Annotated in this window: 9 protein-coding genes; 1 reads left to right on the forward strand and 8 read right to left on the reverse strand. The window is 48.5% G+C overall.

The genetic code is table 11. The features are described from left to right. The 5 genes from ACOJTG_RS11195 to ACOJTG_RS11215 all read right to left on the reverse strand — a co-directional run. On the reverse strand, positions 1-331 hold a 331-nt coding region (locus tag ACOJTG_RS11195), incomplete at its 3' end, for a nuclear transport factor 2 family protein (RefSeq protein ID WP_420153881.1). A 459-nt stretch (positions 332-790) separates the two neighbouring features. Next, a complete protein-coding gene (locus tag ACOJTG_RS11200) occupies positions 791-2548 on the reverse strand; it encodes an SGNH/GDSL hydrolase family protein (RefSeq protein ID WP_420153882.1) in 1758 nt (585 codons plus the stop codon). Positions 2549-3080: 532 nt separating this feature from the next. Continuing rightward, positions 3081-5366, reverse strand: coding sequence for a mechanosensitive ion channel domain-containing protein (locus ACOJTG_RS11205; protein WP_420153883.1), 2286 nt, complete (start codon positions 5364-5366; stop codon positions 3081-3083). A gap of 482 nt (positions 5367-5848) precedes the next feature. After that, positions 5849-6583, reverse strand: coding sequence for a LytR/AlgR family response regulator transcription factor (locus ACOJTG_RS11210; protein ID WP_420153884.1), 735 nt, complete (start codon positions 6581-6583; stop codon positions 5849-5851). Between the two features lie 14 nt (positions 6584-6597). Next, the gene (locus ACOJTG_RS11215; protein ID WP_420153885.1) at positions 6598-7731 is read right to left on the reverse strand and encodes a sensor histidine kinase; all 1134 of its coding nucleotides are present in this window, start codon (positions 7729-7731) and stop codon (positions 6598-6600) included. Between the two features lie 289 nt (positions 7732-8020). Between ACOJTG_RS11215 and ACOJTG_RS11220 the strand changes: the two genes are divergently transcribed. Next, positions 8021-8347 (forward strand): hypothetical protein, encoded by a 327-nt coding sequence (locus ACOJTG_RS11220; RefSeq protein WP_420153886.1) that lies wholly within the window; start codon positions 8021-8023, stop codon positions 8345-8347. An 83-nt stretch (positions 8348-8430) separates the two neighbouring features. Here ACOJTG_RS11220 and ACOJTG_RS11225 read toward each other — a convergent pair whose 3' ends face one another. From ACOJTG_RS11225 to ACOJTG_RS11235, 3 genes are all read right to left on the reverse strand, one after another. After that, positions 8431-9414 (reverse strand): glycoside hydrolase family 5 protein, encoded by a 984-nt coding sequence (locus tag ACOJTG_RS11225; protein ID WP_420153887.1) that lies wholly within the window; start codon positions 9412-9414, stop codon positions 8431-8433. Between the two features lie 69 nt (positions 9415-9483). Further along, a complete protein-coding gene (locus ACOJTG_RS11230; protein WP_420153888.1) occupies positions 9484-10557 on the reverse strand; it encodes an IPT/TIG domain-containing protein in 1074 nt (357 codons plus the stop codon). 19 nt (positions 10558-10576) lie between these two features. After that, positions 10577-10852: RagB/SusD family nutrient uptake outer membrane protein (locus tag ACOJTG_RS11235; RefSeq protein ID WP_420153889.1), on the reverse strand; the 276-nt coding region annotated here is incomplete at its 5' end.

Here is a 10852-nt window from a genome sequence, read left to right on the forward strand (position 1 = left end):
CGTCTTTAAAGGTTAAAAGCAATAACACATTGTTCTCATACATACGACTATCCTTTCGAGTTCCCCGAATATGAACATGAAGTATGGCCCGCTCCTGGTCTGCCGTGATGGATTGAAGACTCATTTTCATTCCCTCCGGAAATCGCTCCGCAACTGTACCCCATAATTTCACCTGGTTTTCCTGTGATTGGTACCCGCCAAAGGGCCAGGATCCCTCACCACTTAGCCAATACACACAATCGTGCGTTTTTAATGCGGTCATTTCATCGAAGTTTCCAACCACCATCGCATTGAAATATGTTTCAGCGATTTTTTTTGTTTCCATGTTCATATAATCAAGTGACTGTTTAGTCAGTCACAACAAATGTACGGGAATTTATTTACCGACAAAATCTGCAAGGCTTTTTAAAACATCTTACAATGGATTAGGCTGTGCTGGCTGGCTCCTATGTATTCTATTATTCGTGACTCCATGCTGCCACTTCCAGAACTATATGATGTGCCCATTTCTAAATGACTCAACGCAGATCAGACCTAACACGTTTTGCATTTTCATGCTATGGGGCGAACAGAATTTTGTATTTAAAAGACTTTCTATGGACCTGGTACACAAAAAGGTCTTCAAAATCACTCAACGCATTGGTTAAAAAAAACCTCTTACAGCAAAGTATCTCTGTTAAAACAGTGCAAGACAATTATACAATTCACATACAAAATTGTACTAACGCGACCGTCTCACGAAAGCAACGTTTCATGAGACGGCTCATTTTACCCAAAAGAACGAAACCCTTTAACGGCCTACTAAAAACGGTTCAAGCTTTTCGGCCAGCCTTTCGTAGCCTTGTTCGTTGGGGTGTAACCCATCGGTAAACCAAGCTTCGTTGATTTTTCCATCTTGCTGTAGCAGATTGGTACCGGGTTGCAGGAAGCGAATATTAAGTTCGCCCGCCCGCTGGGCAAAGTGCTGATTGAGGTGATGGACGCGTTCTTCCTGACCCCGCCTGGGCAAGATGCCGATCCATACTAATTCGGCCTGCGGCTGTCGGCTTTGAATGGCTTTCATCAGAAAAACCAGTCCGTCGGTAATTTCCTCATCCGTATTTCCTTCCAGATTGTTGGTTCCGATCATCACCAGTACCTGTTTGGCCTGATAGCCGTCGAGTTGCCCGTGATACACCCGCCAGAGTACATTTTCAATCCGATCCCAGCCGAAACCGAGGTTCTGTACTTTTCGCGGTTCCATCCGCCGATTCCAGCTCGCAGCTCCCTGTACTATTTTGGTTTTGGGCTCGCCGCCCCAGAAGTGCGTAATGGAATTACCCAGAAAAACGATTCGCGGCGGGTGGGTTTTCAGCCGGGCCAGTACGTCACGGTGACGCGTTTCAAAGTCGTAAAAATCCCGGGACTGGCTTTTGGAAATCGTCGTAGAAAGCATACCCACGGGTTCATTGAGGATGGACCGGATGCTCCGTTCGTAGGCGTTGGCGTACTGCTGCATGCCCAAATCCGAGGGGTGGGTGCCATCCACCATGGCATCGGGACTCAGGTTCAGGGCGGTTTTTGTGAGCAGGTACACCGACCCTTTCATTTCCGCCTTCAACTCCGCATACGCTTCCTGCATAACGGCATTTACCTCTGTCACCAGAGCGGCCCGTACGGGATTGCTGAATCCATCTGTATAGCCCGCGTGTTCGACGAGTAAAATGGGTACGGTCGGTCGCTTTTGTCGGAGCGTACGGACGGACTGGAGGATTCGCTTTCTGACTTCCGCTGGTTTTACATCGGTGGTACTAATCAGATTCGGCAAACAATCGAGTACGTAGAGACGAGCGTCTATTTCGCTAATCAGGCGGATCAGTTCGGGTTCCAGTTTTCCATTACCTGAAAAACCCAGATTTAGTAAGGGGTGGTCCATTTGCCGTTCCAGCTGGGCCGTCCAGGCCATACCCGGTCGGGAAGCACAGGCTCCCTGAGCAATCGATGTTCCGTAAACGACGATCGGTTTTTCGGGACGCAGAGCCAGGGGTGTCAGTGTTTTTCCTTCGGGTACTCCAATTTCCAGCCACTGCACCGATGTATACAAAGGCAAATACAGACGATACTCCTGGCCTTTTTCACTCGTTTGCAAACTGGTGTACCGATACGAAATGGTATCGCCAAAAGCGTACTTCCCATTGCACCACCAGAAATCACCATGTAGACTGCGAGCGTACAGATCGACCCCACTCACACCCGTAGCAGGCATGTGCGGCAAGGCTTGATTGCCCTTGATCTGGTAGCGAATGATAATTTGATCGCTGTTGGATTTGAAACGAATGAACAGTCCTGCCGATTGCCGCGACAGGTTCCATACGGCCGGGCGTACCTGCTTTTCAGCCCGGCCCGGCAATCGGTCATAAGGTTGCTGTAGTTCCTGATTCCAGGCTTGTCCCTCGATGACGGGAAGCGCATGACGGGCGGGATTCCACCAAACAAAAGAAGACTGAGCTGCGAGACAGAGTACTTGAAAAAACAGAAAAAGAGCTAGTGGCAATCCTTTCTTAAACATACGGAAGAGGTTAGAGCCGCAAATATAAAGGGCTTTGTTCTTTCGCAGTGTTGAAAGATTGCTGTAAACAAAACAGACTTTCTTAGCCTAGACGGGATAGGGTCCTCCTTACTAGCTGCCTAGTAGCCCGTGAGCCATCCAGGCTGGGCCTCCCCGTAACTGCCTAGCTCAGCTCAAGGCCACCTCATTGCTCCCACTATGGAATGGGCAAAACAAGTTAATTTGTTGCCCCCATGAAATGGCTTACAGACGGAAGGGGTTTTCATCTTCTTATATCTTCTAAAAGTTGTTTGTTGCGAGTTGTTAAAATATATTCGAATACCCTCATGGACGACAAAAACCCGATCCCCGTCCTATCGCGAAAAGCCGCCTTTTTCATCCGCAAAGCGTTGGCCTTGAGCAGGATGAAAAGAGCGGCGTTCGCAATATGGACTAAAAAACCAGCTTGCTCTTTATTACTAGTTACTCATTGATAGTTGATTAGAAACTTACTATCAACGAAAAAACCAGACTTCTCAGCGAGACGTAAACATTACATGACTTTAATCTCCGCTTCCTTAAACCGCACCATCAGCCGAGTAAGCAACTGACTTTTGAAGTTTGCTTCGACATAAATATTCGTAACCCAGGCCAGTACTTTCAGTTCGATACTGTCGGCGGCGATGGCGTTCACCAATACTTCAGGCGGTATATTTTTGAGAGAATCGTTTAGCTTGCCGATTTCGGTTTCCACAATTTTAGTCACCTTCTCCAGATCTGCGTCGGCATTTACCTTGAAGGTAAGCTCCGTTTTCAGGTATGAATTACTCAGCGTCCAGTTCACCAGACGGCCCGACAATAAATCACCATTGGGAATAACGACAACCGATCCCTGCGGGGTCAGCATTTTGCTGGAACGAATACCGATGTCTTGTACTTTCCCCTTCTTATCGGCCAGTTCTACGTAATCCCCAATCTGGAAGGGTTTTTCAAAAATCAGGATAATACCGGATACGAAGTTGTTGACGATATTCTGCATCCCCAGACCGATACCGACCGAAAGAGCCCCCAATACGACCGTCAGCCGGTCCATCGGAATACCTGAAGCCGTAATGGCCATCAATATCCCCAGAATCAGGATCACCAGTCGAATCAGTACCAGCTTGGAGCTTTTACGTTCAGTCTTGTTATCAAACGTAACGCTCGATTCGCCGAAGAGTACACCGATATGCTTCTGCAACAGGTTGGCTACGTACACAATGACGCCAAACAGCAGGATATTACCCAGCGTAAAGGTCACGCTACCAAACGTTCGGGTCTTGGTCAGTATTTGTTGCAAGAGAGCAAAGACGCCCCCCGCAACGCCCAGATTAATGAAGAATACCAGTACCCAAAGAATGATGGCCACTACCGTCATCGCCCGACGGAAGGCGGCTCGGGAACGCGGAATGCTTACCCGGGAGAAGATGCCTTCGGAGCAAGAGCTTAGCTTAATTTGTAGTTCGAGAGCATCGGAAAGAATCTGAATGAATACGTCCAGTCCCACCATCTGAATCAGACCAATGACGGCAGTCATGCTATACACTTTCGCCAGACTTACCCGGCCAAAAATGTTCAGAATAATCGCCAATGCATTCAGGACCAGGTAGAGAATAACTACGGGTTTAATCAATCGTTCCTTTACCGGCGTCTGTTTGAGCTTACGGTAAATGAGCATCCCGAGATATAGGAACGTACCATTCAATACCAACAGGCCCAGGCGTAAGTACAGCGAATCATTTAGTAACGTATTGACGATAATCAGCGTCATATACAGACCGACCAGCATGAGCCAGTGTTTGCGGTCCTCGCCCTTGACAATGCTTCTCAGGCTAATAGTTAAGCAGACCAGCAGGCAAAACTGGGTCAATTCTATGTACAGCGAAGGCGAATCGGGTTCAAATAGCGGTGGCAGGTTGAATAGTACAATCAGCGTAGCTAGAATCGGTACTGGGGTGATGTGTTGAAATTTTAAATCACCCAGTTTTTGCCGCAGTTCGAGCTTACGGGCCTTTTTAAAGTTTGAATACACCCAGATGAAAAAGGCGGCAGCCGTTAGTAACAGTAACACGCGGTTGTCCCAGGCCGAATTGAGGAAATAACTCAGGATTTTTTTCTGACCCTGGTAAGACGAACTGACAATTCGCTCCACATTGGTTCGATCGACCCGGTTGGGAGCTTCCCAGAGATAGGGAGACTCCTTGGAATACACATTTTCACCGGAGGTTCGGAGCTGCTCCTGCACTTGATTTTGTAAGTCGGTGACGGTCAGACTTAGAGCGGACACGTTAGCCAGTAAGCGACTGATCGTATCGAGTTTGGCCGTGGTCCGCTCGCCCGAGCGTTGTAAGCGAATTTTCAGTTCGGTCAGCTGAGCAGTATAGAGTTGCTTTTGGGCAACATCCGTTTCCGTTACCGTAAGCAGGGAGTCTTGACTTAGTCCGATGACCTGATTAGCCCGTTTTTGCAAATCGTTACTGGCCTTGGACAAACTGTTTTGCCAGGTCGTTAGCCGCGTCTGGGCGTCTTTTAAAATCAGGCTGTAACTCTGTAAATCTTTGGCGTGCAGAGTCGAACCCGAAGTAGCCAGATCCGCTTTGATCGGATTAATGGAAGCCTCCGCTTCTTCCAGCCCCTCCCGGATACGGCTGACACCATACTCTTTTTTATTGGCCGCGTTGATTTCGGTAATCGCCGCCTGGGCCTTCTGAATTTTGAAAAGTAACGTATCCGGAATAGCATGAGCCGAGTCGGCCAGTATGGGTACCTGCTCTTGAGCCAATACCGGAAGTGTACTCAACAACAGAAGGAGACCTAGCCAATAACTTTTTTGTGGTTTCGGGAAAAAAAGATGCACTAACTTCATCATAAGCAATACGGGATAAATGAATGAATCTCGATGAGATAGCTAATTGCTATCCAGAGAATAGCATCACAGTAGCCTTTGGGATAACTACTGCACGCTGGCGGGCGATATTTTTTCGCAAAATTATTGTTCCGGCAAGGGTCATTTCCAGCTTTTCCACGTACGAAACCCTGATTTTTTTCTAACTGTTTACGAAACCCCTGAGTGCTAGTCTTACCTAAATCCTCTCTATAAACGTATTAATTCGCCCTCATAGGCACTTGAGTGGCACCAGTTACCTGTTCCCAGCTCGATGCTGATCGTATCGATTTTTGCCGCGGTGCAAAAAAATCTTCACCCAAAAAATTTCCATACGTTCACAAAAAACCTCCCGAAGTTTACGTTTTCGGGAGGTTGAAGCCAATCGGTTTGACTAGTTATTGCAACAAAGCATGCGAGTTTAAAAACCGGCTTACTTCTTTCTGGTACAGACGACCGATGGGTAATTCCAGCCCGCCTACTTCCAGATGCGTGGGCGTATAGGCCTTGATCTTGTCGATAGCCACGAGGTACGAACGATGAATCCGCAGGAATTCCCGCTGGGGAAGGGTTTCTTCCAGAGCACTCATGGATTGCTTGACCACCAGCGGCTTTTCGTTTTGCATAATTACCTTGACGTAATCTTTCAGGCTTTCGATGTACAGAATATTCTTCAAAAACACTTTCACCATTTTCCGATCGGCCCGAAAGTACAAAAAGGCATCCTGACTGGTTACACTCTGCTCTTTCTCCGCCGGTAGAGACAACGGTTTCTGATCCGCTCGTTCTACTTTAGCCACTGCTCGTAAGAAGCGGTCGAAGGCAATGGGTTTGAGTAAATAGTCCACCGCAGCGAGGTCGAAGGCATCCACCGCAAACTCGGGGTGAGCCGTGGTAAAAATCACCTGAGGCGGATGCGGCAGACTCCGTAGCAAGTCCGTTCCCAGTAGTTTGGGCATGTGAATGTCGAGAAAGAGTACATCCACGGGTTTTTCCTGTAGTATTCGAAAGGCCTGAATAGCATTCGAGCAGGATGCCACCACTTCAAAGCCATCCAGTCCTTCCAGATACGATTCCAGAATTTCCAGAGCGGGAGGTTCATCATCTACTAATAAACAGCGAGTTATAGACATAAAGCGACTGAAGGTTAAACAGGAACGGCCCTTTCGGTTTCCACCCGGCTTACGCTCGAATAGAGTGCCAGATTGAGTATGATCAGAAAAGTGTCTTCGGTTTCCACGCATCGTAATTCATAGGTGTTGGGATACAGCAAGTCCAGACGTTTCCGAACGTTTTGCAGGCCGATTCCGCCCATACCCGTACGAATCTCCTCCGCATCACGGCTATTGATGAGCTTAAAAAACAACTCATCATCCTGCACGTACAGGTCCAGGCTAATCCAGGCCTGATCGAGCTGGGTGCTAGTACCGTGTTTGAAACTATTTTCCAGAAAAGGAATCAGCAACAGCGGTGCAATGTTTTTCCCGGTATAGTCTCCACTGATTTGCAGGGAAACGTCCAGCCGATCACCGTATCGCAATTGTTCCAGCTCGATATAATTCTTTAAAAAGTGAATTTCCTTTTCCAGCGGTACTTCCTCAGCATTGCATTCATAGAGCATGTACCGAAGCAGGGACGAAAGTTTGAGAACGATTTCCGGCGAACGCGGGGAGTTTTTCAGCGTTAAGGCATACAGATTATTCAGCGTATTAAACAGAAAATGCGGGTGCAGCTGCGATTTGAGTAACTGTAGTTCGGCTCCGAGTTTTTCCCGTTGTACCTGACCAAAGGCTTCTTGCTGCTTCACTAAGTTCTTCATAATGACGATGGCGGCAACGAACCCCCCAACCGTCGTTCCTCCGCGTACGCCCGCCAATAATCCGAGTAAAATACTATGACTTCGAAACGGAAACTTAATGATGGCCCGGTAATGCCGCAGCACCAGTTCGCCCACGGCAAAGGCCCCCACCGCCTGAATGATGATGATTGCAATAAAACCCAACAGAAAAAAGCCAAATTGTTTGGTATAGAAAAAGCGCGGAATCAGCCAGTAAGCCAGCAGATAGGCGAATACGGCGTGCGAAAAAATGGTAAAACAAATGGCTTCGATGAGCGTCAGTAGAAACACCTGTGTATCCGGTGGTTCCATGCCTCGCATATTCACGGGCAAATAGATCAGGGTAGAAAACACTATCCAGCTCATCCATAAGAGCAGGTGCCGCCGAATCCGATCCCGGGGTTTGGTAGAAAAAATGAAATGGTAGCCGAAGGTAGATTTCATGGTCAACTAAAGATTCCTAAACGCGTTTTTCGTTGCACGGGTCTTCTGAAATTTAGCTGAATGCCAGCGGAATTCAGCCCAGTGAACCGGTTTTTCTACGAACGACGGGCTTTCATCGCTGAATGACTTTTGCCGACGATCAGTACGCTCCGTAGACTCAAACGCTGCTCTCTGACCTACGAAAGCAGCTACCGGGCTATTTCCTCCGTTAGGCCATTTCCACGCTGTTACTTTTGAACCGTCCATCAACGACCAATCCATCAGCTATCAACCTTCATTTATAATCGTCATGAAAAAGCAACTAGCAACCCTGTTCTTTTTAGCCCTACTTGGCACAGCCGCTCAAGCTCAGAAAAAGGAATTGCAACCTAAAACGGGCTTTTGGGTAGTAGAGGATAACCTTCGTACAAAACAAGGCTCCATCGTTCGCTTCTACGCGGAAAATGGAACCCTGATTTACGAGGAAAAACTCGAAGATCTTCGATTGAATATCAGTCGAAAAAAAGTAGTCAAACGACTCGATGCAACCTTGACTCAGGTCCTGAATCGCTCTCGTACCCTACCCTCACTGTCCGAATCTGAAAACTATGTAAAAGTGGCTTTCAAGAAGAATTAAGTACATTACCTCATCATAAGCAAGCAAAAAGCTCGTTCAATGAACGAGCTTTTTCTCCATCTACACTTCTTACTCCTAACTAGTTAATTGACCTGTAACTGAATGAGCTCGTTTTTAATGTACAGGCCCGCTGGTGTCAGGTGTTCCTTAGCCCATTTTCCATTCGTTGGAGCACCAGGTTGCAGGATGGCCGTCGTTTCTTTCTTGTCGGTGATATTCCAGTTCACCCAGCTTAGTCGGTGCTTTTCCATCCAGTTGAGCCAGATTCGGTTTTGTTCCCGGTCAAATTTGCCGTCGCCCGAAGACTCGCCCACGCCCCATTCCGTCACCATTAGCGGAAGACCCAGTTGCATGGCCTTTTCCGCCTTAGCCCGTAATCCATCCTGGTGGTAGGGTTCACTGGCGTAAAAGTGGAAGGAGTACGCCAGATTCGTTTGCCCTTTGATGGGGTCAGCAGCGGCCACATCCACGTCCTGATCCCAGTGGGGACTGCCTACGATGATCAGGTTCTTCGGATCATAGGTACGGATTTCCCGGATCACTTCCTCCGAGTAGGCCTTGATCACCGGCCAGGTCTGCCGCTCAGGTTCATTCCAGATTTCGTAAATTACCTGGGGATTACCCGCGTATCGCTGAGCCATCGCCCGAAAGAAAGCCTTCGATTCCTGCAAGTGCTGGTCAGCATTATGGTCATGCCAGTCAATCAATATGTACACCCCATTTTTGATCGCCTGATCCACGACGCGGGTAATCAGGGCCATTTGGGCTTCCGGTTGTTGCAGATAGCCCGAATCAGGTTGTACCGCCATGGAAGCCCGCAATAGGGTTGTTCGAAAATCTTTACACAGATGATCTACAACGTCTGTCGTGTAATACTTTCTCCCGCCCCAGATACTCCAGGAAAAGCTAATTCCCCGCAATTGGGGCGGCTGGCCATTTTTATCGACGATCTGATTTCCTTCGACCCGAAGGGCTCCGTGCTTCTGTACGGGGGTTTGACTAAATAGAGGAATACTTAGTCCTAACCAGAGCATTCCGGCCAGACCAATACGATTGAATACGTGCATACGCTACAAAATAAACCCTCATGCTCGCTTTTCAGGAAAAAGCAGCATGAGGGCAAATGGAAAAAAACCTTACTTAACCAAAATCAGATCATCGAAATAGAACGTCTCATCCTGCTTATCGGGGCCTTTGATCCGGAAGCCGATCTGCTTGAGGGTTTTACCCGCCGACCAGAAGTCCATATCCGACAACTTGATTTTGAAGTACGTCCAGGTGTTGGCTTTTACGTCGATTTTGTTTTTCTCGATATACTCCCCGAAACCTACGGAGGCGGCATCGGTCGTCAGGTACAACGTGTAATCAGCGGACGCTCCCTTGATCCAACCCGAAACGTAAGTGTACGCAGACGAATACGCCAATCCCGGCATCGAAAACCCAATCAGGTGCCAGTTGCCCTTCTGGAAGTTTTTACCCACCGAGGCCGTTCCCGACTTGAATTCTTTCGTACTGATCGCTGCCGCATCGCCCCAGGAGGCATCGGTTACGCCCGTCGCGTAGGCATCCAGGAAGATGGGATACGCCTGCTCCACGTTGACGAATTCCTGAGCGGTCTTCATCATTCCCGTGGTATTGTTAATATCCAGCGTGGCCCGGCCCACGGTCGTCGTAGGCATTTCGAGCACGAGTTTCTTCTTCTCTTTGGATACAATTTTAGCTACGGTCGTGGTACCCGAAAGTTTTACCGCCGTGACGTCTTCGAGGTTATTACCCGTCAGCGTTACGGTTACTCCTTTGGTAAAATTGTAATTGGATACGTCCGTAATCGTCGGGTAGGCCAGTACGCGGAACGGTACGGATACGGTTCGCCCTTCGCTGTTCGTAAACGTAATATTCTGTACCCCACCCGCTGCCTCTTCGGGTACGCGGAAAATGAGAGCATTTTCTGTATTCAGTGTCGGTTGAAAACCAGCCGCTACGCTTTGCTTTTCGAATACAATCGCCCGCATATCACCCAGCCCGGTTCCTTTCAAGGTGACGACCGAACCGCCCGAAGCGGAGTCGGGGGTAATAGCAGTGGCTACGGGATTACCGGGTTTTATTTGCGGTCTTCCATCGGTATCTTCAGTACAGCCATTCAGTACGAAGCCCGCTCCCAGCATCAGTATGGGCAGGGCAGCCCGGGTAAAAAAAGTAGGTATGTTCATTGCTTAGGTTCCTTCCAGCTTATTTGTAATAGGGTACGGGATCTTTGGCTAACTCGGGGTCCTGGATAATCTCGCCCGCCGGAATGGGCAGGTACATTTTATCCTCCGTAAATGTGGTGATGTAATTGGCTCCCGTGGCCGTACCCCGGTTCTGCTTCTGAATCATCGCTTTCGCCTTGGCAAAGCCCTGCCGCTGGATGTCGTACCAGTAATCACCTTCGAAGGCGAATTCCACGCGGCGTTCGTGCAGAATATCGTCAATGGTAAACGACGTTCGGGGTGACAGTCCCGCCCG

Source organism: Siphonobacter sp., from assembly GCF_048595215.1.
Taxonomy (GTDB): domain Bacteria; phylum Bacteroidota; class Bacteroidia; order Cytophagales; family Spirosomataceae; genus Siphonobacter.